At 68.7% G+C, this 24659-nt stretch carries 27 protein-coding genes; 13 read left to right on the top strand and 14 right to left on the bottom strand.

Features of this window, described 5'->3' with window-relative positions; genetic code table 11:
- The first annotated feature begins 38 nt into the window (after window positions 1–38).
- Together NMI01S_RS16440 and NMI01S_RS16435 are read left to right on the top strand one after the other, a co-directional pair.
- A complete protein-coding gene (locus NMI01S_RS16440) occupies window positions 39–824 on the top strand; it encodes an alpha/beta fold hydrolase (RefSeq protein ID WP_062998114.1) in 786 nt (261 codons plus the stop codon).
- 352 nt (window positions 825–1176) lie between these two features.
- Window positions 1177–2169, top strand: a complete 993-nt coding sequence (locus tag NMI01S_RS16435) for an LLM class F420-dependent oxidoreductase (protein ID WP_062998112.1) — start codon at window positions 1177–1179, stop codon at window positions 2167–2169.
- A 10-nt stretch (window positions 2170–2179) separates the two neighbouring features.
- On the opposite strand, the gene NMI01S_RS16430 is transcribed toward NMI01S_RS16435, so the two are convergent.
- Window positions 2180–2551: a nuclear transport factor 2 family protein gene (locus NMI01S_RS16430; protein ID WP_062998110.1), complete on the bottom strand. Its 372-nt coding sequence runs from the start codon at window positions 2549–2551 to the stop codon at window positions 2180–2182.
- A 160-nt stretch (window positions 2552–2711) separates the two neighbouring features.
- Here NMI01S_RS16430 and msrC point away from each other — a divergent pair, with 160 nt between their 5' ends.
- Complete coding sequence (msrC, locus tag NMI01S_RS16425; RefSeq protein ID WP_062998108.1) at window positions 2712–3212, top strand: free L-methionine (R)-S-oxide reductase MsrC; 501 nt, start codon at window positions 2712–2714, stop codon at window positions 3210–3212.
- A 69-nt stretch (window positions 3213–3281) separates the two neighbouring features.
- On the opposite strand, the gene NMI01S_RS16420 is transcribed toward msrC, so the two are convergent.
- Entirely contained in the window at window positions 3282–3530 is a 249-nt protein-coding gene (locus tag NMI01S_RS16420) for a hypothetical protein (RefSeq protein ID WP_062998106.1), read from the bottom strand.
- 312 nt (window positions 3531–3842) lie between these two features.
- Here NMI01S_RS16420 and NMI01S_RS16415 point away from each other — a divergent pair, with 312 nt between their 5' ends.
- Both NMI01S_RS16415 and NMI01S_RS16410 read left to right on the top strand, forming a co-directional pair.
- Window positions 3843–4328, top strand: coding sequence for a GAF domain-containing protein (locus NMI01S_RS16415; RefSeq protein WP_062998104.1), 486 nt, complete (start codon window positions 3843–3845; stop codon window positions 4326–4328).
- A gap of 183 nt (window positions 4329–4511) precedes the next feature.
- The gene (locus tag NMI01S_RS16410) at window positions 4512–5948 is read left to right on the top strand and encodes a glyceraldehyde-3-phosphate dehydrogenase (RefSeq protein ID WP_439956275.1); all 1437 of its coding nucleotides are present in this window, start codon (window positions 4512–4514) and stop codon (window positions 5946–5948) included.
- A 10-nt stretch (window positions 5949–5958) separates the two neighbouring features.
- Here NMI01S_RS16410 and NMI01S_RS16405 read toward each other — a convergent pair whose 3' ends face one another.
- Window positions 5959–6495: a hypothetical protein gene (locus tag NMI01S_RS16405; protein WP_062998100.1), complete on the bottom strand. Its 537-nt coding sequence runs from the start codon at window positions 6493–6495 to the stop codon at window positions 5959–5961.
- A 333-nt stretch (window positions 6496–6828) separates the two neighbouring features.
- Here NMI01S_RS16405 and NMI01S_RS16400 point away from each other — a divergent pair, with 333 nt between their 5' ends.
- Window positions 6829–7185, top strand: a complete 357-nt coding sequence (locus NMI01S_RS16400; RefSeq protein ID WP_157126210.1) for a hypothetical protein — start codon at window positions 6829–6831, stop codon at window positions 7183–7185.
- Window positions 7186–7204: 19 nt separating this feature from the next.
- On the opposite strand, the gene NMI01S_RS16395 is transcribed toward NMI01S_RS16400, so the two are convergent.
- From NMI01S_RS16395 to NMI01S_RS16385, 3 genes are all read right to left on the bottom strand, one after another.
- Window positions 7205–8743, bottom strand: a complete 1539-nt coding sequence (locus tag NMI01S_RS16395) for an acyl-CoA synthetase (RefSeq protein WP_062998096.1) — start codon at window positions 8741–8743, stop codon at window positions 7205–7207.
- A gap of 82 nt (window positions 8744–8825) precedes the next feature.
- On the bottom strand, window positions 8826–9896 hold the full coding sequence (locus NMI01S_RS16390; protein ID WP_062998094.1) for an alcohol dehydrogenase catalytic domain-containing protein: 1071 nt from the start codon (window positions 9894–9896) through the stop codon (window positions 8826–8828).
- A 4-nt stretch (window positions 9897–9900) separates the two neighbouring features.
- Entirely contained in the window at window positions 9901–11085 is a 1185-nt protein-coding gene (locus NMI01S_RS16385; RefSeq protein WP_062998713.1) for an LLM class flavin-dependent oxidoreductase, read from the bottom strand.
- Window positions 11086–11283: 198 nt separating this feature from the next.
- On the opposite strand from NMI01S_RS16385, the gene NMI01S_RS16380 reads away from it, so the two are divergent.
- The 4 genes from NMI01S_RS16380 (at window position 11284) to NMI01S_RS16365 (ending at window position 14657) form a co-directional block, all read left to right on the top strand.
- Window positions 11284–11928, top strand: coding sequence for a TetR/AcrR family transcriptional regulator (locus NMI01S_RS16380; protein WP_062998092.1), 645 nt, complete (start codon window positions 11284–11286; stop codon window positions 11926–11928).
- Between the two features lie 112 nt (window positions 11929–12040).
- Window positions 12041–12352, top strand: a complete 312-nt coding sequence (locus NMI01S_RS16375) for a carboxymuconolactone decarboxylase family protein (RefSeq protein ID WP_063920754.1) — start codon at window positions 12041–12043, stop codon at window positions 12350–12352.
- The gene (locus tag NMI01S_RS16370; RefSeq protein WP_062998090.1) at window positions 12352–12933 is read left to right on the top strand and encodes a carboxymuconolactone decarboxylase family protein; all 582 of its coding nucleotides are present in this window, start codon (window positions 12352–12354) and stop codon (window positions 12931–12933) included. Before NMI01S_RS16375 ends, NMI01S_RS16370 begins: the two co-directional genes overlap by 1 nt.
- A 188-nt stretch (window positions 12934–13121) precedes the next feature.
- The gene (locus NMI01S_RS16365; protein ID WP_062998709.1) at window positions 13122–14657 is read left to right on the top strand and encodes an aldehyde dehydrogenase family protein; all 1536 of its coding nucleotides are present in this window, start codon (window positions 13122–13124) and stop codon (window positions 14655–14657) included.
- 9 nt (window positions 14658–14666) lie between these two features.
- Here the strand turns inward: NMI01S_RS16365 and NMI01S_RS16360 are convergent, their stop codons facing one another.
- Complete coding sequence (locus NMI01S_RS16360) at window positions 14667–15560, bottom strand: LysR family transcriptional regulator (RefSeq protein ID WP_062998088.1); 894 nt, start codon at window positions 15558–15560, stop codon at window positions 14667–14669.
- An 82-nt stretch (window positions 15561–15642) separates the two neighbouring features.
- Here NMI01S_RS16360 and NMI01S_RS16355 point away from each other — a divergent pair, with 82 nt between their 5' ends.
- Complete coding sequence (locus NMI01S_RS16355; RefSeq protein ID WP_218021026.1) at window positions 15643–16128, top strand: GNAT family N-acetyltransferase; 486 nt, start codon at window positions 15643–15645, stop codon at window positions 16126–16128.
- Between the two features lie 15 nt (window positions 16129–16143).
- Here the strand turns inward: NMI01S_RS16355 and NMI01S_RS36380 are convergent, their stop codons facing one another.
- The gene (locus NMI01S_RS36380) at window positions 16144–16356 is read right to left on the bottom strand and encodes an LppP/LprE family lipoprotein (RefSeq protein ID WP_439956274.1); all 213 of its coding nucleotides are present in this window, start codon (window positions 16354–16356) and stop codon (window positions 16144–16146) included.
- A gap of 317 nt (window positions 16357–16673) precedes the next feature.
- On the opposite strand from NMI01S_RS36380, the gene NMI01S_RS35910 reads away from it, so the two are divergent.
- Window positions 16674–16979, top strand: coding sequence for a response regulator transcription factor (locus NMI01S_RS35910; protein WP_439956265.1), 306 nt, complete (start codon window positions 16674–16676; stop codon window positions 16977–16979).
- Window positions 16980–16994: 15 nt separating this feature from the next.
- Here the strand turns inward: NMI01S_RS35910 and NMI01S_RS16345 are convergent, their stop codons facing one another.
- The 3 genes from NMI01S_RS16345 to NMI01S_RS16335 are packed head-to-tail and all read right to left on the bottom strand — an operon-like array spanning window position 16995 to window position 19890.
- Window positions 16995–17987, bottom strand: coding sequence for a DUF8320 family protein (locus NMI01S_RS16345; protein WP_063920773.1), 993 nt, complete (start codon window positions 17985–17987; stop codon window positions 16995–16997).
- Window positions 17988–18031: 44 nt separating this feature from the next.
- On the bottom strand, window positions 18032–19252 hold the full coding sequence (locus NMI01S_RS16340; protein ID WP_062998084.1) for a sensor histidine kinase: 1221 nt from the start codon (window positions 19250–19252) through the stop codon (window positions 18032–18034).
- Window positions 19222–19890 (bottom strand): response regulator transcription factor, encoded by a 669-nt coding sequence (locus NMI01S_RS16335; RefSeq protein ID WP_062998081.1) that lies wholly within the window; start codon window positions 19888–19890, stop codon window positions 19222–19224. Before NMI01S_RS16335 ends, NMI01S_RS16340 begins: the two co-directional genes overlap by 31 nt.
- Before the next feature lie 239 nt (window positions 19891–20129).
- Here NMI01S_RS16335 and NMI01S_RS16330 point away from each other — a divergent pair, with 239 nt between their 5' ends.
- Window positions 20130–20522, top strand: coding sequence for a hypothetical protein (locus NMI01S_RS16330; protein WP_157126209.1), 393 nt, complete (start codon window positions 20130–20132; stop codon window positions 20520–20522).
- 29 nt (window positions 20523–20551) lie between these two features.
- On the opposite strand, the gene NMI01S_RS16325 is transcribed toward NMI01S_RS16330, so the two are convergent.
- From NMI01S_RS16325 to NMI01S_RS16315, 3 genes are all read right to left on the bottom strand, one after another.
- Window positions 20552–21988, bottom strand: a complete 1437-nt coding sequence (locus tag NMI01S_RS16325; RefSeq protein WP_157126208.1) for a lipase family protein — start codon at window positions 21986–21988, stop codon at window positions 20552–20554.
- 88 nt (window positions 21989–22076) lie between these two features.
- On the bottom strand, window positions 22077–23234 hold the full coding sequence (locus NMI01S_RS16320; RefSeq protein ID WP_062998077.1) for a PucR family transcriptional regulator: 1158 nt from the start codon (window positions 23232–23234) through the stop codon (window positions 22077–22079).
- A gap of 144 nt (window positions 23235–23378) precedes the next feature.
- Window positions 23379–24587, bottom strand: a complete 1209-nt coding sequence (locus NMI01S_RS16315) for an erythromycin esterase family protein (RefSeq protein WP_062998700.1) — start codon at window positions 24585–24587, stop codon at window positions 23379–23381.
- Between the last annotated feature and the right edge of the window lie 72 nt (window positions 24588–24659).

The following is a 24659-nucleotide window of genomic DNA, read 5'->3' as shown; positions in this document are numbered from 1 at the left end:
ACCGCCGACAGCGGGACCGGCCGGGTAGCTTGCGGGTCATGGAGCTGCGTGCGGGCGAGGTCGTTTTTCATTACGTGGAGCACGGCACGGGCCGCCCGGTGGTGGTGCTGCACGGCGCCGGTGTCGATCACCGCGAGGCCGAGGCGTGCTTCGAACCGGTTCTCGGCGACGCCACCGGGTTGCGGCGGATCTACCCCGACCTGCCCGGTGCGGGACACACCGCCGCGCCCGCCACACTGCGCAACGCCGACGATGTGCTCGCCGCGCTGCTGTACTTCTCGGACGCGGTCACCGGCGGTGATTTCCTGCTCGTCGGCCATTCGGCGGGCGGGTACTACGCGCAGGCGATGGCCGCGCGGCGCGCCACCCGGGTGGCCGGCCTGGCGCTGGTCTGCCCGCTGTTGCCGGGAGTGCGCGACCTTCCGGCGCATCGCGTCGTGGCCGGGCCGGGCGATCTCGGCGACGACGATTTTCGCGGCTACTTCGTCGTCCGGACACCCGCCATGCTCGACCGCTACGAGCGTGTCGTCGCACCGGCCGCCGAGCTGGTCGATCGGGCCGCGGCGCGGCGCATCGGTGAGCGGTGGCAGCTGAGCCCGGACGGCGCACCGCCCTATCCGGGACCGACCACGATCGTGGCCGGGCGCCTGGATTCGACGGTCGGTTACGCGGCGGCGACCGACCTGTTCGAGCGTTGTCCGCACGCCTCGCTCGTCGTGGTCGACGAGGCCGGACACGCTCTGCCGCACGAGCAACCGGAACTGCTGCGCGCCCTGCTGGCCGAGTGGCTCACGCGCGTGGCGCGCGCCGGCGATCGATCGTGACGCTCACCTGCGCCCACGCCGGCACAGGTCGGACCAATCCGACATGTGCGTCGACATCGAATACTTCGTGGTTTGCCAACGGAACGCTGGGAGAAAGGAACGCTGTGATCAGCGGAATCATCGCGGTTGTCGGAGCTCTGGCCTCGGGTCTCGGATCGATCCTCACCGGTTTGATCGGCGTTTTGCTCTGACGAAGTCCCCCCAGACCCGGTGAACCGATCCCGGTTTCGCCGGGTCTGCGCATATCCGGGCCGCGGAGAAGTTCGGCGCGCCGAGCGCCGAACTCTTGCCCGCGGGCGCATCGGTGGGAAAAGTGACCGGCGGATCTGTTCTCTCGACGAGGAGGCGCGGCGTGCGTTTCGGCATCTTCATTCCCCAGGGCTGGCGGCTGGACCTGGTCGGCATCGAACCGGGGGCGCAATGGGGTGTGATGCGGGATCTGGCGCAGCGTGCCGACGCCGCGGAAGTCTGGGAATCGCTGTGGGTCTACGACCATTTCCACACCGTGCCGGTTCCCACCGAGGAAGCGACTCACGAGGCGTGGACGCTCATGTCGGCCTTCGCCGCCACCACGACGCGCATCCGGCTCGGGCAGATGTGCACGGCGATCAGCTACCGGAATCCGGCCTACCTCGCCAAGGTCGCCGCGACCGTGGATCTCGTATCGGGCGGCCGGGTCGAGATGGGTATCGGCGGCGGCTGGTACGAGCACGAGTGGCGCGCCTACGGGTACGGATTCCCTTCCGCGGGTGAGCGTTTGGGCCGCCTCGACGAGGGAGTGCAGATCTTCCGTCAAGCGTGGACCACCGGCACCGCCACCTTGGACGGCAAGTACTACCAGGTCGACGGCGCCCGGGTGTATCCGTTGCCGCTCCAGGAGGGCGGCATTCCGATCTGGGTCGCGGGCGGGGGCGAAAAGGTCACGCTGCGCATCGCCGCGCAATACGCGCAGTACACCAACTTCGCCGGCGATCCCGAAACCTTCACCCACAAGTCCGAGCTGCTGCGCGACCATTGCGCCGCCGTCGGAACCGATTTCGACGCGATCACCCGCAGCTCCAACTTCAACACCGTGATCGGCGCCACCGAGGCGGAGGTGCGTGAACGGCTGGACGCACTCGCCTCGCGGCTGGCCCCCGCGCTCGGGGCGGACGCCGCGCGGGACTGGGTCACCAAGCTCTACGCCGATTCCCCTGCGGTCGGCACACCGGAACAGATCATCGAAAACCTGTCCCGGGTCCGCGATCTCGGCTTGTCGTACGCGATCCACAACTTCCCCGAGTCGGCCTACGACCTGTCCGGGGTGGAGTTGTTCGAGCGCGAGGTCATTGCCGCGCTGCGATGACCCACGGCACTCAGTCGACGCGTACGTCCTCCGGCGACCAGAACGCTCGCATACCGGTGATGCGCGCGTCCTCGTCGAAGGTCATCACATCGATCGGTTCGATCGTCGTGGTGCGAGAGCCGGTCTCGGTCACCACCCGGAACCGGAACGCCGCCGCGCCGCCCGCGATCCGCAGGTCGAGCAGCTCGGTACGCATATGCGCGGAATCCAGTGCGCCGTAGAACTTTTCGATCGCGGCCCGGCCGACGTGCGGCGGCGAGCCGAACGGATCCTCCACGGTGGCGTCCTCGCTGTAACATGCCGCCACCTCGGCGGCGGTCCCCGAGCCCACCGCCTCGAGATACCGGTGCACCGTTGCTCGAATCCGTTCCGCTGAAGCCATGGGACAACGAAAACACGGATCCGCCGTGGCGCCGCCTGCCGGTCCCGCCTGCCGGGACGGAAGGGGGTGGCCCGCTGAGGCGTCCGAATGACCGTGACCGTCGAGAGAGGGAACATCGACTCGTGAACTACGAAGTACTCGTGAACTACGCAGGTGCGGCATGAGCGCCGCCGGCATCCGCGCCGACCACGCGGACGAACAGCGCTATCGGGAGCTCGCGGCATCCGCCCGTTCGCTCGTGGCCGGCGAACACGATCGGATTGCCAACGCCGCCAACCTTTCCGCGCTGGTCTATCACGGTCTTCCCGGTCTGAACTGGGTGGGATTCTATTTTTACGACGGGAAGGAACTGGTGGTCGGCCCGTTCCAGGGCCGCCCGGCCTGCGTGCGCATCGCACTGGACCGCGGTGTGTGCGGTGCGGCGGCGCGGACCCGCCGGACGCAACGCGTTGCCGACGTGCACGCGGTGCCCGACCATATCGCCTGTGATCCGGCGAGCAGGTCCGAACTGGTGGTGCCGTTGATTCACGAGGACACCGTGATCGGCGTGTTCGACCTGGACAGTCCCGAACTCGGCCGATTCGGTCCGGTCGATCAGCGTGGGCTCGAGGAGATCGCGTCGATCTATCTCGACTCGCTGATCGCGGACGACCGGGGCTGAGCGGACGACCGGCTCGAAACGAATTGTGCCGCAACCGAAACCAGGCACACTCGGCGTGTGGCCGGTCGGCTACGAGGCGGCCGGTATCGCCGGCCGGAATGCCTGCGGATTCGGCCGCCCCAATGTCCACCTGGCCGCCGCCAGTGCCTCCGCGCACGACGCTTTGAGACGTAGATGCTGGGGCCGGGGATAGCCGGCGGCGTCGACTTCTGCGCGCAGACCCACGATTCGACGCTCCAGCAGGCGTGCGTCCGCGGTCTTCAGCCCGCGCCGCGCGGATGTCAGCGCGGTCAGCACTCTGCGCTGGAGATCGTCCATACAGCACACCTCCTGTGGTGACGGGGCCCTCGGCCGGTGACGAAGTCGTTCCGAGTGCGGATTGTCGATGGGTACCCCGGTGGCGCGCCGCGAAACGGTGGCCTCGCGTACTCGGCGCAATGACGCAAACGGCTTGTACCGGACGAACATTCGGCCGGCGTGTGCCGACGGGCCGAATCCGGCGAGCCCGGACGAGGTTTGCCGTGAGGGGCAGCGGGTTACTCGAAGACTGGTCGTCATACCTCGACCCGGTTCTGCCGGTGCGGTATGCCACCTCTCACGTTGACTCGTCGCGTCGGATCGAGGTCCGTTATGCACAGTGACCCGCCCGGTCGCGCCGGTGTGTCGCCTGTCTCGGCGGCCGGAGTCGCCGCGCTGCTGCGTGCCCTGCCGGGGTCGCCGATGGCGGGGGTCACCGCGCACGGCGGAACGGTACTAGAGATCGTCGCGGCGACGACGCACCGCGCGCGCATGGTGGAGGAGGCGCAGCTGCTGCACCCCGACAGCCCCGCTCGCGAGGTGGCGGCGACTGGCGTCCCGATCGTGATCACCGATCTCGCCGGCATCTCCCGGTGGCCGGGGTGCGGCGCCGAACTGCGGTTGTGGGGAGTGCAAGCGGTGCAGTGCCAGCCGCTGTCCGACGACGACGGTGCGGTGGTCGGAGTGCTGAGCGTCTACACCCCGGCCGCGAACGTCCTCACCGAGGAACTCGCCGACGCTCTGCATCCGGTGTGCCGCTGTGCCACCGACCTGTTGCAGATCCGCCGCCGCAATCCGCCGCGGCTGCGGCGAGAGTGAGGGCGGTGCGCCGCTGCGGTGTGCGCTCCGCCACTCGAAAACCTCACCGTCAGGGATCCGCCGTCGGTGAAATCCAGGCCCTCACTAGCATCGATGTGGCGTACCCGTCGAGGAAACCGAGGACCTGCGTTGACTACCGAACAACTTGACCGCTGGAACGCCCAGGAAGCCGCCGCGGAGGCGATGATCCCCATCATCGGCACGTTGTATCGGGCGAAGGGTGTGACCGTGCTGCTGCACAGCCGGTCGCTGGTGAACCGGTCGGTGATCAGCATTCTGCGGACGCACCGGTTCGCGCGCCAGATCGAGGGCGAAGAGCTGTCGGTGGACGAGACGCTGCCGTTCCTGCGCGTCCTGGACGAACTGGACCTCGGCCCGTGCAAGATCGATCTCGGTCAGCTGGTCGTGGCCTATCGCGCCGACGATCGCGGGCTGTCGGTTCGTGAGTTCACCGAGGTCGTCCTGGCCGAGGTGATCGGCGGCAACAAGGCGCAGTCGCCGGGTCCGCGCGATGTCGTGCTGTACGGCTTCGGCCGGATCGGCCGGCTGGTGACCCGTCTGCTGATCGAGAAGGTCGGCTCCGGCAACGGACTGAACCTGCGTGCGGTGGTGGTTCGCCGCGGCGGTGACGGTGATCTGGCCAAGCGCGCGTCGCTGCTGCGCCGGGATTCGGTGCACGGGCACTTCAACGGCACCATCAAGGTCGACGCCGACAACGACACGATCATCGCCAACGGCAACGTCATCAAGTTCATCTACAGCGACGATCCGACGACGATCGACTACACCGACTACGGAATCTCCGACGCGATTCTGATCGACAACACCGGCAAATGGCGCGATCGTGACGGGCTGTCGCAGCATCTGCGTCCCGGCATCGCGAAGGTGGTCCTCACCGCGCCCGGTAAGGGCGACGTCCCGAATATCGTGCACGGCGTCAACCACCGCGATCTGGATCTGACGCAGCGGATCTTCTCGTGCGCCTCGTGCACCACCAACGCGATCGTGCCGCCGCTCAAGGCGATGGACGACGAATTCGGCATCACCCGCGGCCATGTGGAGACCGTGCACTCGTTCACCAACGACCAGAACCTGCTGGACAATTATCACAAGGCGGACCGTCGCGGCCGTTCCGCGCCGTTCAACCTGGTTCTCACCGAAACCGGCGCCGCCTCCGCCGTCGCCAAGGCGATGCCGGACTTCAAGGCCAAGATCACCGGCAACTCGATCCGCGTGCCCACCCCGGACGTGTCCGTCGCCATCCTGAACCTGCAGCTCGAGCGGGAGACGACGAAAGCGGAGGTGCTCGACTACCTGCGGCAGGTGTCGCTCGCCGGTCCGCTGAGCCGCAATCTCGACTACACCGCCGCCACCGATGTGGTGTCCAGCGATTTCATCGGCTCGCGCGCGGCCTCGATCATCGACGCCAACGCCACCATCGTCGAGGGCGACACCGCGATCCTGTACTGCTGGTACGACAACGAATTCGGGTACTCGTCCCAGGTGGTCCGGACGGTGCAGTACATCTCGGGTATCGAATACCCCACCTATCCGCAGTTCGCGGACCGGTCGCAGGATGCCGCCGATGTGCGCGCACTGGCCGGAGTCGAGGCGGGGTAGCCGGCCGCGCTCAGTGGGTGAGGACGATCTTGACGACGACCACCGTCGTCGCGACGGCGGTCAGCAGCAGTGCCGTGAGGATGGTCGAGCGGCCGGGCCGGGCGCCTTTGAGCCGTTCGATCACGAAGACGATGCCGCCGATCCGGATGAGCATGGCCACCTCGGCGACGATCTGTGCGGTACGTGGTGCGAGCCAGTCGAAGGCGGCGCACGCCAGGATGATCGACGGCAGCACCGCGGAGCTGAGAATCGGCACCGAATCGCGCAGATCCTCCCACCGCTGTCGCGGCGTGAGCGCGCGATTCTCCCGCACGGCCTGGCCGACGCCCTCGGCGAAGGCGTGCGCGACGAAGGTCGACAGCGCGGTGCCGATGACCACCAGGATCCCGACATGTTCCGCGGTGGTGGTCACCGGGATCAATGCGGCGAGAATGAGGATGTTGCCGTAGACGTAGGCACTGATCCGGCTGGCGGCATTGCCGCGGTCCAGCGGATTCCGGCGGGAGAACAGGGGACCGTGGAGCAGTGCGTTGCGGCTGCCGTCCATATGTCTCCCGTTTCTGATCGTCCGCTGCGGGGTGCGGCCTCGGGTCGGGCACGGGTGGGGCAGGTGGGCCGCCGCGAACAAACCCTAGGACATCGGTGATCACCCGGACCATCGATCGGCCGCCGCGTCGACCGCCCGATTCGGGCGCCCGCGACATCGGACGTACGGTTGTGCCCGGTGCCGGTCCAGCCGGCGGTGGGGCGCGGTCGTCTGGTTTGCTCCGGCAGAGCCGGGCATTCGGGCCCGGCGCGTGCGCGAGTACCCGGCGACAGGTGAAACGCGAGGTCAGGTATGGGGTTCGGGGACAGTGGTCCGGCGGGGGAGCCGCGCGGCGTGACTGGGGTGGCTCTGTGGGTCGGCGTGCTGTGGGGTGCGCTGGCGGCGGTGCTCACCACTCCGGTTGCCGCGGCGATGGTGGCGAGCGTCTATCGGTTTCCGATTCCGTTCGGCGAGTACGCCGTAGGACCGCACGAGGCGGTGAACGCGGCGCTGGCCGTGGTGTTCTATCTCGTGATGGGCGGCGGCATGCTGCTGGCCGCGCTCGGTGGTGCGGCGGGACTGATGATCGTGCGCGCGCACGGCCGGCGGCTGGGGCGGGCGCTGGCGCTCACCACCGCGGCGGGGTTCGGGCTGGCGGTGGTGGGCGCGTTCGCGCTGGCCCTGCTCGAGCATGTCATCGGGCCTTGGTGATCGAGCGCTTGGTGATCGCTCAGTCCGCGCTCGTCATCGGTTCGCGCAGTTCGCGTTTGAGTAGTTTTCCGCTCTGGTTGCGGGGGAGCGCCTCGGCGAAGCGAATGCTCTTGGGCACCTTGAACGGTGCGATCAGATCCTTGACGTGTGCGATCAGCGCATCGGCGGTCGTCTCGCGGCCGTCGTGCAGGACGACGACGGCGGTGACGGCCTCGATCCACTTCTCGTCCGGGATGCCGACGACCGCGACTTCGGCGACGGCGGGATGGGTGTAGAGAGCGTCCTCGACCTCGCGGGAGGCCACCAGGATGCCGCCGGTGTTGATGACGTCCTTGATCCGGTCGACGACGGTGATGTAGCCGTCGGCATCCCGCGTCACCAGGTCGCCGGAGTGGAACCATCCGTCACGGAACGCCTCTTTGGTCGCGTCCGGATTGTCCCAGTACCCGCGGCACAGCTGTGGCGAACGGTAGAGGACTTCCCCCGGCTCGCCGGGGCCGACATCGTTGCCGTCGGAGTCGACGACGCGAGTTTCCACGAAGAACACCGGCCGTCCGCACGACGACGACCGTTCGGCATGTTCCTCCGGGCGCAGCACGGTGGCGAGCGGTCCGATCTCCGATTGCCCGAAGCAGTTGTAGAAGCCCAGGCCGGGATACCGCTCTCGCAGCCGGTTCAGCACGGTCACCGGCATGATCGAGGCGCCGTACTGCGCCTTGCGCAGCGAAGACAGGTCGCGGCGGTCGAGGTCGGGATGGTTCGACAGCGGCACCCAGACGGTCGGGGCGAGGAACAGCGAACCGATCCGGTCCTGTTCGACGCGACGCAGAATCTCCGGGATGTCCGGAGTGGCCATCAGGTGCACGGTCGCGCCGACCGACAGGTAGGGCAGCATGAACACGTGCATGCCCGCCGAGTGGTACAGCGGCATGGCGACGAGCGGATTGTCGTCGGGACGCAGGTCGAGCGCGATCACCGACGAGACGTACTCGTAGACGAGCGCCTCGTGAGTCATCATGGCGCCCTTGGGTTTCGACGTCGTTCCCGAGGTGTAGAGCAGTTGGGCGAGGTCGGTCGCGGCGGCCCGGGACGAGAAATCGGCGACCTCGCCCGCCGCGTCGGCGACGGCTCGCAGCGATCCGTCGGCATCGCGCAGCGGTACGACGTACTCGACCGAGGTGAGTTCGCCGCGCACTCGGTCGAGGGTGTCGATCAGCGCGGGGTCGGCCAGGACGGCCCGCGCACCCGATTGCGCGACGAGATAACTCAGCTCCCCGCCCTTCAGGGCGTAGTTCACCGGAACGTGCACCAGGCCGGCCCGGGCGCAGGCCAGGAATCCGATCACGTACGCGTCGGAATTGGTGCCGTAGGCGGCGACCCGATCGCCCGCGGCCAGGCCGAGGTCGAGCAGATGGGTCGCCGCCCGGGTGACCGCGGTGTCGAATCCCCGGTAGGTGTAGCTCCGGCCGTCGAATGTCAGCGCGGTGCGGCCGGGAACCTTCGCCGCCGAACGGCGCAGCACCCCGTCGATGGTGTGCGTGCGGGGATCGAGACTCATACGCGAGAGATTATAGGACGTCCAACTAGTTTGGCGGGGAATTCGCGAGGCCGGCGGGCGGCCGGACTTCCCCGCCGCGCCGTCATCGTCGCTCCGGCAGGACCAGGATCTTCACGTGCTCGTCGGGTGCGCGCAGGGCGGTGAACGCGTCGGCGACCCCGTCGAGTCCCACGCGGCCGGTGATGATCGCCTCGGCGTCGATCTCCCCCGACGCCAGGCGCCGCAGCGTGATGTCGTAGGCGTCCTCGTAGGCACCGTGCCCGAAATTGACGGCGATGCGGCGGAACTGGCCCACCACCGGAACGATCGTCTCGGTGGCGAATCCCGCGGCCAGCACCTGGATGCGCGAATTGAACGGCAACCCGTGCATGAGGGTGTCGAGCATGCCCGGCCGGCCGCTGCATTCGTAGGCGATCAGCGTGCCGGCGGCGCCCGGATCGACGAGCGAATTACGCTCCGCGACAAGGGCATTCCACACCTGTATCGGATCCTGTTCGGTGGGGTCGACGGCGACGTCCGCGCCCACCGCGAGCGCCAGGGCACGGCGCTTGGGAGACGGCTCGGAAGCGACGACCACACCGGCGCCGTGCGCCTTGGCGGCGATGATCGCTCCCAGGCCGATGGCGCCGCAGCCGATCACGAGGGCCGAATCGCCGGCTCGCAGACCGGATTGCTGCACGTGCATCTCGCCGACGTGCAGCGGTTCGGCCAGCGTGGCATGCTCCAGCGACAGCCCGTCCGGTACGTGCCGGACCCAGACGCTGTCCACCACGATGTGCTCGCCGAACGCACCGTGATAGTCGTTGGAATAGCCGATGATCGTCGGGATGCCGGTGCCGGCGTCGGTGGCCAGCCCGATGCCGGCCACCCGGTCGCCGACCGCGAAATCTGTGACGCCCGAACCTGTTTCGACGATCGTCCCGGCGTATTCGTGTCCCAATACCACCGGTCGTGCGATGTCGAAGGTGGCCAGCGGATAACCGCTGTCCGCGGCGACCTGCACGAACCGCCCGGCGTCCTTGGCCATCGACAGGTCGCTGCCGCAGATACCGCAGGCGGCGACCGCGATGCGCACCTGTCCCGGGCCGGGAGCCGGTGGATCGGCAACCTCGGTGACAGTGAATTCTCCGTCGAGATATCCCACGGCACGCATCGATTCACGCTCCTGTCGCGGCGGATTCGCCGTAGTAGTCGGTGTGGGCCTTGGTGATCGCGGTGACCAGCCCCCCGATGAGGCGGTCGCGGTGATCCTCGGCGTACTGCAGGCTCGCCTCGCGGCCGAGGTTGCGCCGCCGGAAGTGCGGAATCACCTCCGAGGCGAACAGTTCGTAGCTGCGTTTGGTGTCCTCCCAGTCGGCCATGTCGACATGCAGGATCAGCAGGGTGCCGAAGCCGCCGGTCTTGTCGAGCAGCCGCTCGATCTGTGCGATCGCCTCGTCCGGTGTCCCGATGACGGCCTGGCCGAATTCGCCGAGGCTGTCGTGACGCCAGTGGTCGATGATCCCCCTTCCGGATTCGGCCCACTCGGGTCGCTGTCCGGTCTGGCGGTTCACATACGCCGCCATCGATCCGATCCGGCGCGCGACGGCGCGCTCGGCGTCGGCCCGGGTTTCGGCGAGGAACATCGGATTGACCAGCCGCCACCGCGATCGGTCCGCGCTGTGGCCGTGCTCGGCGCACACCGTGTCGTAGATTCCCCAGTTGCGGTCCAGCACATCGAAACCCGCCGGTGAGCTGGCGGCGAGCGACAGCAGTGACAGACCGTGGGTGCCGGCGAGCACCGAACCGTTGGGGGAGACGGTGGAGGCGGTGGCGATCTCGATCCCGGCCGGGTCGTAGGTGGGGAGCTGGGCGCGAGCGTCGCGCAGGGTGAACCAATCGGTGGACATGTTCACCACGTCGCCGCGCAGCAGCGCCAGGATCGCCTCGAGCGCCTCGCCCTGGCGTCGCCGCTGGTCGGAGGGGTCGATGCCCATCATGTGCGCGTCGAGCGGGATCTTGCCCGGTCCGGTGCCGAAGATCAGCCGCCCCCGGGTCTGCAGATCGAGCTGGGTGATGCGGTCGACGGTGACCAGCGGATGATGGTAGGGCAATGACACCACGCCGGTGCCGAAGCGCAGCCGATGCGTCCGTTCGGCCGCGGCCGCGATGAAAACGTCGGGCGCGGGCACGATTTCGGCACCGGTGGAATGGTGCTCACCCATCCATGCCTCGTCGAATCCGAGATGGTCGAGGTGTTCCATCAGATCGATATCGCGCCGCAACTGCAGGGCGGGGTCGGCGTTCAGTGGATGGTACGGGGCGAGGAAGGCCCCGAATCGTAAGGATTCGGACGTGTGCACGGAGTCTCCTTCGAACGGCGCGCCTGTGATCTGCTTCACCGCGCTGTGTTCTGCTTAACATGGATCAGTTGATCCAAAAGTTTCGTGTCTCGGTGACCGAGATGGCTCGAGAAACTCTGCACCGCAATACTTTCCATGTGTGTATGAGATAGGCTTCCCGGAAGATCGGATCGATCGAACCAGTACGGAGGTGATCCCGTGTCCGCTCCAGCGACCAACCGCCAGGGCAACGCGACCCGCGTCCGGCTCGTCAAGACGGCCGAGCGTCTGTTCGCCGCGCACGGGGTCGACGCGGTGTCGGTGCGCGCGGTGAACGCGGCCGCGGGCCTGGGGCCGGCCTCGGTCAACTATCACTTCGGCACCAAGGACGACCTGATCGCGGCGGTGCTGCTGGATCTCGGCGCCCCGGTGCGCGACCGCATTCGCGCCAATACCGACCGGCTCGCCGCGCGGGACGAGGCGCCGACCACCGAGGAGGTGGTGCGCGCCGTCACCGAGCCCTACCGCGATCTGCTCCTGCGGCACCGCACCCGCGGTATGCGGTGGGTCAGAATCGTCACCCAGGTCTCGGCGCGCGACCATCCCGCCCTGCGTGTGGTGGAGGAGAACCTGCGCGAGCACCTGCACGTCCAGTTGCGCCGCAGTTTTCCCGAGGCCGATCCCACTCGCCTGGAATCGCGCTGGGCCATCGCCCTCATGGGATTTCTCCAGGCGCTCGCGCGTGCGGGGGACTGGCACGCCCACCCCGATCCCCTGCCTGCCGATGTGCTGACCGCCTTCTACGAGGATCAGGTCGTCTTCGTCTCCGGAGGCCTCGACCGCCTGCTTCGCGAGACGGACTGAACTCGCACCGATTTCGCTGGTGGAGCGTGCGGCCCCGGCTTCCGGAGGTACATTCGTGTCCGTGGCGCCTGCCGTCACGGCTCGCGTCGGGAACCGGCTGTGAGGAGGCGAGATGGTGCAGGACAAACGCACGATATTCCGGGATCTGGTGGATCGGGTGCTCGACGGCGACGGCAGAACGCCGCGGGAACAGCGGGCGCAAGCCTTCGGAAACACCGGACCGGCCCCGGTGCGTGAACTGGTCGACAAGGTGGCTACCCGGCCGACCGAGGTGACCGATGCCGACTTCGCGACGGCGCGGGCCGCGGGGTTCGGCGAGGACGAACTCGTCGAATTGGTGATCGCGGCCGCGGTCGGACAGTCCGCACGGCAGTACGACGCGGGACGCGCCGCGCTCGCCGAGGCGACCCGGGAGCGTGGCTGATGCGACCGGACGTCCTGAACCACGGCTATCGGCCCGGAACCAAACTGCTGTTCAGGGCCGTTCGCTTGTTCTCCGGTCAGCCGCTGCCCGATGCCGCGAAGCTGGTGTTCTACCGGCCCGATTTCTACGGCGCGCGAGCGAAGGAGTTCACCCACGCGGCGATGCGCGGCCCCTCCGGGTGGTCGGTCGCCGATCGGGAGCTGATGGCGGCGTACGTGTCGACGGTCAACGCCTCCGCGTTCTGCATCGGTGCGCACAGCGCGACCGCGGGACAGGCCTATGCCGACGAGGCGAAAGTTCGTGCGGTGCTCGATGATCCGGAATCCGCGCCGATCGGTGCGGGACTGCGCGAGACGCTGCTACTGCTGGGCAAGCTGTCCCGTGACGGAGAGATCACCGCCGACGACGTCCGCAAGGTGCTGTCTGCCGGGGTATCGCCGGACCAGGTCGAGGACGCCTTGGCGGTGTGCGCGGCCTTCAACACGACCAACCGGCTCGCCGATGCCTTCGGATTCGACGTGCTGAGTCCGGAGGGTTTCGGTGCGGGGGCGAAGTACCTGCTGAAGCGGGGCTATCGGTAGCGCGAGAGTGGCCCGCACATCTCTGCCCGGCGGAAATCTAGAACAAGTTCTCGCAATGGGTAGACAGTTTTGGTAAGTTGTCTACCAGGTCACGAGGGCCGTCCGCCGTGCGATCGATTCGGTTGCGACAACCCTTGTGTGACAACCGAAATCGCACTGGAATGCCAGTTCCGACCGAGGGGAAGATCATGGCCATCGTCCACCCACTGCCGACGACCGAGGGCGACCGGCGCACGCTGGCGCTGGACAGTCCGGTGGATCGCCGGCGCATCGGCGAACTCGAGGTGGACACCACCGCCGAGGTACGGAGCGCGGTCGCGCGTGCCCGTGCCGCTCAACCGGCCTGGGCCGCGCGCAGCATCGCCGAGCGCGCCGAGATCCTGCGTGCCGCCGTCGGTGTGATCGTCGCCCGGCGCGCGGAGATCGCCGAGACCATCCGCACCGAGACCGGTAAGCCCGAGGCCGAGGCGCTCGGCGTCGAGATCGTGCCCGCCTGCGACTTCCTCAACTACTGGACCGGACGTGCCCGGCGTGATCTGCGCTCACACCGGCAGCGGCTGCACGGCTATCTGAAGCCGCTCAAGAAGCTGTACATGCAGTATCAGCCGCTGGGCGTGGTCGGTGTCGTGACGCCGTGGAACGCCCCGTTCGTGCTGTCGCTCAATCCGGTGGTGCAGGCACTGGTCGCCGGCAACACCGTGGTGTTCAAACCGTCCGAGGTGACGCCGCGATCGGGTGAATGGGTGGCACGGGTACTGCATGAGGCCGGGGTGCCGGAGGATGTCGTGCAGGTACTGCACGGCGACGGCGAAACCGGTGCGGCACTGGTCGATTCGGAAATCGACAAGGTGTGCTTCACCGGCAGCGTCGGCACCGGCCGCAAGATCGCGGCCGCCTGCGCGACCCGGTTGCTGCCGTGCACCCTGGAACTGGGTGGCAAGGACGCGATGATCGTCTGCGCGGACGCCGATCTCGAGCGCGCCGCCGCCGGTGCGGTGTATCTGTCGATGTTCAACACCGGCCAGGTCTGCATGAGCGTGGAACGCATCTATGTGGTCGACAGTGTCGCGGACGAATTCATCCGGCTGGTCACCGAGAAGGCCGCGGCGGTCACCTACGGTCCCGGTGACACCGATATGGGCCCGCTGTTCTGGGATCGCCAGCGCGACATCGTGATCCGGCACATCGACGATGCGAAGGCCAAGGGCGCCGACATCGTGGTCGGCGGCGCCGCGGACACCGGTGACGGCCTGTACTTCCAGCCCACCGTCGTCGTCGGCGCGCATCACGACATGGACCTGATGACCGAGGAAACCTTCGGTCCGGTCACCGCCGTGATGCGCGTCCGTGACGAGGACGAAGCCATCCGGCTGGCCAACGACTGCAAATACGGGCTGAGCGGCTCGGTGTTCACCAAGGACGCCGCCAAGGCCCGGCGCATCGCGGCCCAGCTCACCACCGGTTCCGTCGTGCACAACGATGCGGCCGTCATCTACGGGGTGCCCGAGGCGCCTTTCGGCGGACGCAAGGACAGCGGTGTCGGCCAGGTCAACGGCCCGGGAGCGCTGCGCGGCTTCACCCACGCCCAGCCGGTCCTGATCGATCGCTGGCAGCCCAAGCAGGAAAGCATCTGGTATCCGTACTCGGAGAAGACCGTTCGCAACCTCGACGGTCTCATCCGCTACGGCTTCGGTAACAAGATCATGCGCAAACTGCTGTCCTGACGAGCGCGCTCACACCGTGCCCGGGCCGGGCAGCAGGGCGAGCAGATTGTGGACCAGCGCTCGCTCGTCGCCGGTGCGGTGCGCGGTGTAAATGGTTGTGTCGGCATCGGTTTCGGTCAGCGCGATGATGCGCGCCGAGGCCGGTGCCGTGAAGGTCGCGCTGCGCGGTGCGACCGTGATACCGAGCCCCGCGGCCACCAGATAGAGAATGATTGTCCAGTTGGTGGCCTCCTGCACGATGCGGGGCCGGCGGCCCGATCGCAGCAGGGGCGCCAGGTTCCGGTCGTGGGCCAGCGAGCCGGCGGCGCGGGGGAAGAAGACCATCGGGTGGTCGACCAGATCGGCGCCGGTGACGGTCGCGCGCGCGGCGAGCGGATGGTCGTCGGGCACCACCGCGACGAACGGCTCGGTCATGAGCGGTGTGGTGGTGGTCCCCGGCTGCGGGTCGGGATCGCGCACGATCGCGAGGTCGAGGGCGCCGTGGGCGAGTCGTTCCATCAGATGGCTGGTGAATCCCTCGACCAGGTCGACCTCGACCAACGGGTAGCGGTCGCGGAACGCGCGGACCCCGCGCAGTGGTTCGAGCGGCAGTACCGACGGCACGAAGCCCAGATAGAGCGTCCCCTGCCCGCCCTGCCCGATGCGGGACACCTCGGCCAGATCGCGCTGCGCATGCCCCAGCAGGGCCTCGGCCCGCTCACGCAGGACGACGCCGGCCGCGGTCAGAGCCACGGTGCGCGAGGTGCGATCGAACAGGCGGGCGCCGAGCAGCGTCTCGAGCCGCCGGATCTGCTGGGTCAGTGCGGGCTGGGCGATGTGGAGACGGGCGGCCGCGCGTCCGAAATGCAGTTCCTCCGCGACGGCCAGGAAATAGCGCAGGTGCCGCAGCTCTACCCCGTCCATCCGCCACCATCCATAAGTTCAAGATATCAATCGGAGCTATCGAATATTGGACGCTATGGGTTCCGGCGCGCATCCTGGTGAAGTGATTCTCGTCGAACCGATGTCCGGGGCCGCCGACGCCGCCGCCTTCAAAGAACTCAATCTGGAATGGATCACCGCTCTGTTCGGCGTCGAACCGGCCGATCTCGCGACACTGGACAACCCGCAGCGGATCGTGGCGGACGGCGGGCAGGTGCTGATCGCGCGCGACGGTGACGACCGCGTGGGGTGCGTCGCCCTCGTCGCGGAGGATCCGGGTGTTTTCGAGATCTCGAAAATGGCGGTCGCGCCGCGGACCCGGGGCCGGGGGATCGGCCGCCTGCTGCTGAACGCCGCCATCGACCACGCTCGCGCGTCCGGCGCGACCTCGCTGTTCCTGGCGAGCAACGGGCGCCTGGCCGATGCCGTGCACCTGTACGAATCGGTGGGATTCGTCCACGTGCCGCCGGAGGAACTGCGGCCGATTCCCTACGATCGTGCCGACGTCTTCATGAAATTCGATCTGGCGCACCAGGTTTCGGCCATCTGACTCTTACCGGGACGATCAGTTCATCGGCGGACGTCCCTGCGTGTCCACACCCGAGCCGTTCCAATGGAACGACACCGTCGTAGAGGTTCCGTCGGGGCAGGCGTTGCAGCTACCCGGCGTCTGGTAGGTCAGCACGACGGTGTCGTCGGTACCGGCCCGGGTGTCGACGGTGGTGAATGCCTGGGCTTTCGGCGTGGCGGTGCCGACGTAGTCGCCCTGGTGGAACAGCAGTGCGTGCTCCGGGGAACTCGCGGTGGCGGGGCGGTTTCGCGGCGAGAGCCACGCCGGCGACCACCGGCAGCCAAGCCCTCCGGAGTGGTCGCCGTGGGATGTGAGGGGCGGCGGAGCGTCGCGCGGCGACGGTCATCTGTCGAGTGTGGCGGATGGGCCCGGTGAGGTCTTTCGTTTTCCGAGCGAACGGTGACCCCAGTTTTCGTGTCAAGCAACTGGAACCTGCCGGGCGGCCCGGCACCTGCGTAGCGTTCGACGGACACGTCGCCCGGGGAACGGCGACGCCGTCGGCTTCTGCAGAACAGGAAGACATCGTGTCCGAATTGTCGCCGGTTCCGGCCTGTCTCGCCCACACGATCGCCGATCGCACATCGCTCGCGGCCGTCCCGGAGCCACGACCGCAACTCAGCGCCCGGGAAGTGGAAGTACTGCTCGCGTGGATTCTCGGCGAGACCAAAGGCGAGGTTTGTCGCACCCTGTTCATCGCGCCCGGAACGGTCAACACTCACCTCGCCCGGATCCGGGAGAAGTACCGCGCCGCGGGCAGGCCGGCGCCGACGAAGGCCGCCCTCCTGGCGCGCGCCCTGCAGGACGGGTATCTGAATCTCGACGACATCTGACGTCGCGGTGGCGAATCAGCCCGGGGCGCCGGGGTGCGGTCCGGGTGTGTCGATTTCGATCCGGCGGATGCCGGAGCCGGGATCGTTGACGACGACCGTGGCCAGAATCGCCCTGTGCGGCGGCAGAATTCGAACATAAACCGTTCCGGCGGCAGTGGTGCCCAACTCCGCGGCGACGGTGCCCAGTACCCGGCGGCGAGTGGTCGCGGGCAGGTCGTCCAGGCCGTGGTCGTCGATCAGGACGACGTCGACGCCACGCAACCGGGCCTCGCGCGCCGCCGTCGTGACCGGTTCGGCGGCGAGGACGGGGGCGCGCAGCGTATCGCGCAGATGCGCCTCGATCAGGCGGCAGTCGTCGCGGGTGCGCTCGTCGAGCGGCTGCGGTCCGGCGATGCGTTCCAGAATCGGGCGAACCATATCGTCCAGGCGCTGGATCTGGGCGCGGCGTTCGTCGAGTGCGGCGGCCGCGGCGGCTTCCGAGCCCGCCCGCCGGGTCGATTCCTCCCGCAACCGGAAGATGGCGCGCGCCGCGGGACGCAGGGTGTAGGCGAAGAAGGTCGCCATCATCAGCGGGCCCAGATTGATCGCCGAAATCGCGACGCCGTGACCGAAGCCCTGCCCGCTGCGCCACGACCATACGGCGGAGGTGGCGATCATCGACAGCAGACCGGCCCATGCGGCGCCCGTCCGCCCGCGCACGCACATGAAGGTCGCGGTCACCGTCCCGCACCCGAACGACCACAGTTGCGCGACCGAGGTCGGGGGAATCGGCAGGTTGAACAGGGTCAGCGCCGCGGTCGCCGGAATCGAGACGGCCAGGGCGGCGGTCGCGGGAAGGGGCAGCGGATCGGGCCGGATGCGCAGCAGTGCCGCGGTCGCGGCGGCGGTGACGCCGAGTCCGGTGAGCACCGGCCACAGGTGACGAGTCTGCTGTGCGGACGAAAGGCTCAGTGCCGCTTCCGAAAACAGGTAGAAGGCCGCGATCAGCCAGGCGGGCCGGGTATCCATGCCCAGGAGGGTGCGAGCGTCGCGGACGGGTCCGGTGGCCGCGCTCACCGCTCGACCGCCCGCCACGACAGGTGAATCCTGGTGCCGGCGCCCGGACGGCTCCGCACCTCGACCTCGCCGCCGGGCAGGCGGCCCACCCGTTCCACGATGCTGACGGCCAGGCCGAGGCGGTGGGAGGGGACCTTCGCCGGATCGAATCCGCGGCCGTCGTCGGTGACGACGACCTCGATCCGCCCCTCGTCGAATCGCAGGCCCACCGTGCGCGCGGCGTGCGCTCCGGCGTGAATAACGCTGTTGCGCACGGCTTCCGCGACGGCGGCGCCCAGGACCTGTATCGGCTCGGCGGGAAAGTAGCGGTCGCCGCCGTCGTCCGGGTCCTCGTGCACCGTGACCGGCAGCCGGTCGTCGACGTCGGCAACCGCGGTGCGGATGTGCGCGGCCGCCGTCGCGGCCGTAAAACCCTGTGCGCCTTCGGAACCCACGTCGTCCAGCTTGTTCAGTGCCAGTTCGGCCTGGTGACGTACCTCCGACCGCTGGGTTCCGCGCGCGGCCGCCAGCAGGGTGGACATCACCCAGTCGTGCAGCAGTGCGTTGAACCGGGCGCGTTGGACGGTGCGCGCGCTAGCCGCCGCGGCGGCGGCCGCGGCCTCGTGAGCTTCGGTCCGGGTCGCGTCCAGAATTCGTCCGGTGCGCATGGCCATCAGCCCGGCCGCGACGAAGAGCAGGCAGAAGCTGATCGCGAACATGAGGTCCGGGACGAAGCGGCCGTTGTGTCCGGGCGCCCGGCAGAAATGGTTGATGAGCTGGACCGGGATCACCGCCGCGAGCAGTACGGCCACGGTGCGGCCCGCAGGCCAGACCAGTGCCGCCGCCAATCCGGCCAAGCCGGGAATGGTGGAGATCCACGCGTCGGCGCGCAGCAGTTCGCCGTTCCACGCTACGGGCCACAGGGCGGCCGCGACCACGAAACCCAGGGCGGTGAGGGCGGCGGTCGCGCGGACCCACCGGAGGTCGGGATGAAACGAGAGCAGCCCCATCACCACCGCCGGGCCGTAGACGACGCCCACCGCGAGTACGGTCCACCAGAGGGCGAGGTCGTCGGCCTGGCTGATGATGGTCGCGGCCATCAGGAACAGATAGGCGACGTAACCGGAGGACAGGAAGCGGGCGAACAACCGGGTGATGCGGTCCTCGGCCGGGCCGACCGTGGTCCGTGCGTGACCGGCGGCCGGATCTACCGGCGTCGACGTGGTATCGGCAGCCACCCGTCCTCCAGAGCGCGTTTGAACAGTTCGGTTTTGGTGCGCGACGGCCGCCCCGCCTCCGCATATTTCTGCCGGATCCGGGCCAGGTAGGCGTTGACCGTGTCTTCGGTCAGGCCGGTGAGCCGCGCGACGCGGGCCGCCGGTTCTCCCGAGGCGTACAGGGCCAGGACATCGCGCTGGCGGGGGCTGAGCGTGACGGTGGCGAAGTCCTCGTCGGAGTCGATGGCGACCGCCCACTCCGCCGTCGGCACCTGTCGGCCGGCCGCGGCGTCGCGCACGGCGGCGGCGACCACCTCGTCGCGTTCCGACTTCCGCACCACGCCGAGAACGCCGGCCCGGGCGGCCGCGCGCACCAGGAACGGTTCGTCGCCGGAGGTGAACACCAGGGTTTCGATGCCGGCGGCCCGCAGGTGCTCGATATTGGTGGCGGGGGAGGATCCGTCGGGGAGCCGCAGGTCGAGCACGACGAGTGCCAGATCCGTTGTGATGGAAAGCAATTCGGTCACCGATGCGGCCGTGGCCGCGATGGTGACGGTGGGCTCGTCGACGAGGATCTGGCGCAGGCCGGCGATGGTGACCTGGTGATCCTCGACGACGCCGATGCGATACCGGTCCCCGGCCGCGACATTCTCCCGCACCCTGCCCCCTCCTGTGCCGACCGTGCCCGGCGGCGCCCGTCTCGGCGCGCGAATCCGGCAACGAATGATGATTGTTATTCACTCCTCCGGGGTCATTCATTACGTCCGGCCGCTCGAGCGTTCACGGACAGTTGTCCAGTTGTCGTGCGAAACGCCGACTGACGCACTCGCCGAGGCGGGGCAGACTGAGCGGTATGGGATGGCAGCGCCCCAGGTCCGAGGAAGGAGGCGTGGGTGTCGTGACGGCAGAACCGCGCCACGTGCCCACGGTGACGGTGGATTTCGACGATCTCGCCGAACTGATCCTCGCCGTGCATACCGTGGTCACCGATGTGCCGCGCCGGCTACGCCGCCGGCACGACAACGTCGTCGACATCGTCGCGGCGACGGTCAGCGATATCCGGCCCACGGACGCGGGACGCCGACATCGTCTGCTGCGCACCCCGGCAGTGGCCTTCGCGGTCACCCAGCGCGGCGAGACGATCGACGTCGTCGTCGAGCACGGCGATACCGTGGCCTGTGCCGGCTTCTTCGATCAAACGGCTTCGGCCCACACGGATTTCGCCGCCTGGCTCGCCGAGCACACCCACGATGCGCTCCGGGACCGCCACATCCACTCGATCCTGTCCTGAGCGTGGCGCCGAGGCCCCCGCCTGATCCGTTATTGCCCAACGGGTTTGCCGAACAGGTTCAGCATGAACGGGGCGATCTGCGGCAGCAGGGTGGTCCACAATTCCGGGGCGAGCAGGACCGAGCCGGCGTCTTCGGTGTGGCAGCCTGCGGGCGCGGGTGCGCCGTCGAAGCGGTCGGCGAGGAATCTGATCATCAGCGGGATGGCGAAGGTGTCGAGGGTGAGATGTTCGCTGAAATGGTCACGCAGATAACGGATGCGGGCGGTGGGGTCGGCGCAATAGGTCGCGACCAGATCGTTGACCGGCCCGACGGGGAGTAGCCAGTCGGGGTTGGCGTGCAGCATGAACATCGGCATATCGGGCACGTGGCGGCCCATCTTGATCTGGTCCATCACCGCCACGGCGCGCGGGTCGTCGAGCGGGTGCGGGATCGTGAAGAGGCTGTCGTAATCGACGAACGGCACGACCAGGGAGGTCGGGACCTGGCAGAGGTTCTGTTTGGCTGCCACGATCGCCCGGCCGGCGGGAGTGAGGTACTTGTCGAAAAGGTCTGCCAATTCCGGATATTCGCGGCTCGCACCGACAGCGCCGGCGAAGACGATGCCCGCGCCGGCGTTCGTGCTCGCCATTTTCAGCGCCGCGCCGACATCGGCGGGGATACCGCCTTCGGCGGCGCCGACGATGGTCAGCTCCGGGGCGTAGTCGCGATGCAGTTCGGCGGCGTGGCCGGTGGCGAGTGCACCGCCGGAATACCCCATCATGCCCACCCGGGTGCGGGGCCCGTCCAAGTGCATCGGCTCGAAGTTCTCGGCGGCGCGGATACCGTCGAGGGTGATCCAGCCTTCCAGCGGTCCCGCGCCGAAGGCCTGGTCGGGGCCCTCGGTATCGGTGACGACCACTGCCCATCCCATCTGCGCGGCGGCGATCGGGACCGCGAACAGGCTGCTGGTTTCGGCGGAACCGGCGAGCGGGCCGAGTGAGCCCACCTGGCTCAGATACGAAGGGCGGCAATACTGTCCGAGCGAGTCCTCGGCGAACTGATACGACAGCAGGGGGCGAGGGGCCGGGCTGTCGGCGTGCGGTCTCATCACCGTGGTGACCGCGGGAATCGCGCGGCCGCGGGTGTCGGTCGAGCGGAACGACAGCTGCCAGGCATCGATGGTGAAGGGCAGGACACCGAGGTAGGCGAGATGGACCTGCCGGGCCGCGATGATCTCGCCCGGCTGCTTACCGTCCACGATCGACTGGTCCGGGTGATAGAACTGCGGGTCGAGTTCGGGTGGCAGCGGCGGAACCGGAAAGGGCAGTGGCGGTGTCACCGGTACCGAGGGCTGCGGATCCGGGGGCGGGGCCGCCGTCGAGACCCCGGCGACCGTCAGAACGGTGGCCACGGCGAGGGCCACCACGCCCAATGCGTGCCGGCGCCGGGACGGGAGGATGCTGTGCGCGGTGACGTCGTTGTCCACCCTGTCAGCACACCGCACCGCCGGAACCCGCGGTACCGGCAATCCGACAGCGGGTGGCCGCGCCGTTTGGAAAAGTGCCCAAACGTGGTCAGGGCGCGAAGTGGTGTGCCTGCAGCCGCTGTGCGGTGAGGGCGGCAGCCACGGTCATCGCCTCGGTGGGGTTCTGCGGATCCACACCGATGAGATCCCGGATCCGGCACAGGCGGTAGTTGACGGTGTTGCGGTGGATGTCGAGGCGGCGAGCGGTGGCCAGCTGGTTCAGGCCGGTCGCCAGAAACAGCTCGAGGGTCCGGGCCAGGACGGGTCGCGTCTCGAGCGGTGCCAGCACCGCCGCCAGTCCGGGCCGGGCGGCGTCGCCGGCCGCGACGGTGTATTCGAACTGCAGATCCGCTCTGCGGCAGATGTTTTCGGCCCGTTCGAGGCAGCGACCGAGTTCGGCGAGGATCCGGGCCTCGGCGTACCCCGACGGGATGTCGGGCCGGGGCGCGGTCGCCGTGCCCACCCAGTACGCCGGTGCGGTCCGGGGCAGGCGGGTGCGCAGCCGTGCCGTCGTGTCGCGTCCGTCGTCGCCCGGTGGAAGCGGAATCAGCGCGACCCACCCCGAAATGTCCATCCGCACAAGGACTCCCGGCAGCGATTCGACGCGGTGCCGCAGATCGGCCGCCGCGTCGCCGATGTCGGGGCCCAGCCGGAAGACCGTGATCAGGTAGCGCTCGGCGAGCCGGACGGGGGCCCGCCCCGGCCAGTGCTGCGGATCACGGCCGGTGAGCAGGGCATCGGTGACCGCGCGCCGATGTTCCATGAGCTCATAGCGGGGATCGTGCGCGCGGTCGGTCGCGGCCGCCACGATGCGCTGGGTGAGCAGCCCGAGGTAGCGCATCAGCGGCGCGGCCGCCGTCAGCAGCAGTTCGCGGTCGCTCGCCGTCGCCGAGTCGAGCAGGCGATCCCAGACGAAACTCGCGCCGAGCCGGTAGCGGTCGAGGACGTCGGTGACCGCCGCGCCGTCGCGGACGCGTTCGACCGCGAGCCGCACCATATCGGCGGTGTCGTCCTCATCGGGTTCGATTCCGGTGCGCAGGTAGCGGAAGAACAGGTCGACGTTGAGTTTCACCCCGTGCGCGAAATCGGCGGCCACCAGCGATTCCGGGAGCCGTGGATACGGCGGCACCACCCCGTAGAACCCGTCCACCATCGCCACGACGCTGCGGTGCAGCTCCTCGATTCCCGGCCCCGTGGACGGTGTCACGGCAGCCCTCCGTCCCGCGCGGCGACGACATTCGCTCGATGGTATCGGTCCCGTACCGGGGTGGTAGGCGGTTCGGCGGGCGAGGCGAATCGACTCCGGCGATCCCCCGGCAGAACCACGCCCGGGTCGAACCCGCGCGGGCCGTTACCAGTACCGGACCTGCTTCCCGTCGGTGTCGGTGATGAAGACGAGCGCGTCGGCGGTGTCGAGATCCGCCCGGCGCTGCGGGATGTGGCCCAGGACCATCGGTTCGCCCGTGGCGATCGCCGCAGGTAGCGAGTCGCGCAATTCGCTTGCGGGAAACAGGGTCCGGCGTGTCGTCGCCTGCGCCAGCACGCCCTGCAAGGTGGCCGGATCGCATGCGGTGGCGCCGTCGGTCGTCACCACCGTATAGCGGTCTCCGAGAGCGAGGGCGACGAGCGCCCCGGCTCCACCCCAGCCGGGCGTTTCCTCGCCGGGGGAGTGCGCGCGCTGGAGGTGGGCGTTGTGCGCGAAGACCAGACTCGGCCCGCGGTGCCGCTCCCGCTCGACGATCGCCAGCAGATTGTCTGCCATCATCTCGGCCCGCACGCTCAGCAGAGCGGCGAGGCGATCGGCGGCCGGAGTCGCCATGGCCGCGTGGTAACGCAGCAGGCCCTGCGCGATACGCGCCTGAGCGACCACCCGGTCGTAGCCGATCGGATCGGCCGGGCGCAGGCCGGGACCCGCGCGGTGCAGCGCGCCGGCGAGGTCGTCGGCGACGACGCGCAGGGCACGGGCACGGTCGGAATTGCCGACGGAGGCGGCCGGATCGAACATGGCCGCCTCGTTCGTCCACTCGGCATCCGCACCGAGCAGGGCATCGAGGTCACGTGCCGACTCCGGCCGCAGCGCCGCGGGAAGATAGTCGGTGACCGCCGACAGCATGCAGCGCGGACTCGGCGCGGCGGAGATCTCCACCGGCGCGTCGAATCCATAGCAGTGCACGCGATCTCGCGGCGACCGACCGGTGTTGTAGGCGCGCAGCCACTCGACGAGTTCGCGGTTGCCCGGGATGGCGCCGAAGCCGTGGCTGAATCCGGTGGCGAGCACCGCGTCGATATCCGCGGTGGCGCCGCGGACGTAGTCGTCGACGCGGGTGGCGGCGAAGAGATCGATCTCCAGCGCGATCGACCGGAATCCCCGCTCCACGAGGTGGGCCAGAATGTCGTTGCGCAGCAGCGGGAATGCCGCGATTCCGTGCGTCGGCTCGCCGAGACCGAGCAGCGCCGGAGCTTCGGGGCGCGCGGCGAGCAGTTCGTCGAGCGCGCGGCCCAGGCTCACCGGGTCGCCGAGTGGGCGGCCGATGGCACGCAGGGTGGTGGCAGTGGACATGGATACCCCTTTCCGGCAGCGAATACCTTCGACACTATCGTTGAAGATTCGAGTGAAACTTCTGCGAAATCG

It is taken from the genome of Nocardia mikamii NBRC 108933 (genome assembly GCF_001613505.1).
Lineage (GTDB): Bacteria > Actinomycetota > Actinomycetes > Mycobacteriales > Mycobacteriaceae > Nocardia > Nocardia mikamii.
The sequence above is the reverse complement of the archived record's forward strand: the minus strand, read 5'-3'. Positions and strand labels throughout refer to the sequence as shown.

Bases quoted from the DNA above. Each gene is read 5' to 3' on its own strand.
- NMI01S_RS16410 (WP_439956275.1), top strand. From the start codon at position 4,512: ATGATCCCCATCATCGGCACGTTGTATCGGGCGAAGGGTGTGACCGTG.
- NMI01S_RS16315 (WP_062998700.1), bottom strand. From the start codon at position 24,587: ATGTCCACTGCCACCACCCTGCGTGCCATCGGCCGCCCACTCGGCGAC.
- NMI01S_RS16395 (WP_062998096.1), bottom strand. From the start codon at position 8,743: ATGAGTCTCGATCCCCGCACGCACACCATCGACGGGGTGCTGCGCCGT.
- NMI01S_RS16390 (WP_062998094.1), bottom strand. From the start codon at position 9,896: ATGCGTGCCGTGGGATATCTCGACGGAGAATTCACTGTCACCGAGGTT.
- NMI01S_RS16345 (WP_063920773.1), bottom strand. From the start codon at position 17,987: ATGGATACCCGGCCCGCCTGGCTGATCGCGGCCTTCTACCTGTTTTCG.
- NMI01S_RS16420 (WP_062998106.1), bottom strand. From the start codon at position 3,530: ATGGACGATCTCCAGCGCAGAGTGCTGACCGCGCTGACATCCGCGCGG.
- msrC (WP_062998108.1), top strand. From the start codon at position 2,712: ATGAGCGCCGCCGGCATCCGCGCCGACCACGCGGACGAACAGCGCTAT.
- NMI01S_RS16415 (WP_062998104.1), top strand. From the start codon at position 3,843: ATGCACAGTGACCCGCCCGGTCGCGCCGGTGTGTCGCCTGTCTCGGCG.
- NMI01S_RS16440 (WP_062998114.1), top strand. From the start codon at position 39: ATGGAGCTGCGTGCGGGCGAGGTCGTTTTTCATTACGTGGAGCACGGC.
- NMI01S_RS16360 (WP_062998088.1), bottom strand. From the start codon at position 15,560: ATGGACGGGGTAGAGCTGCGGCACCTGCGCTATTTCCTGGCCGTCGCG.
- NMI01S_RS16405 (WP_062998100.1), bottom strand. From the start codon at position 6,495: ATGGACGGCAGCCGCAACGCACTGCTCCACGGTCCCCTGTTCTCCCGC.
- NMI01S_RS16370 (WP_062998090.1), top strand. From the start codon at position 12,352: ATGCGACCGGACGTCCTGAACCACGGCTATCGGCCCGGAACCAAACTG.
- NMI01S_RS16430 (WP_062998110.1), bottom strand. From the start codon at position 2,551: ATGGCTTCAGCGGAACGGATTCGAGCAACGGTGCACCGGTATCTCGAG.
- NMI01S_RS16365 (WP_062998709.1), top strand. From the start codon at position 13,122: ATGGCCATCGTCCACCCACTGCCGACGACCGAGGGCGACCGGCGCACG.
- NMI01S_RS16375 (WP_063920754.1), top strand. From the start codon at position 12,041: ATGGTGCAGGACAAACGCACGATATTCCGGGATCTGGTGGATCGGGTG.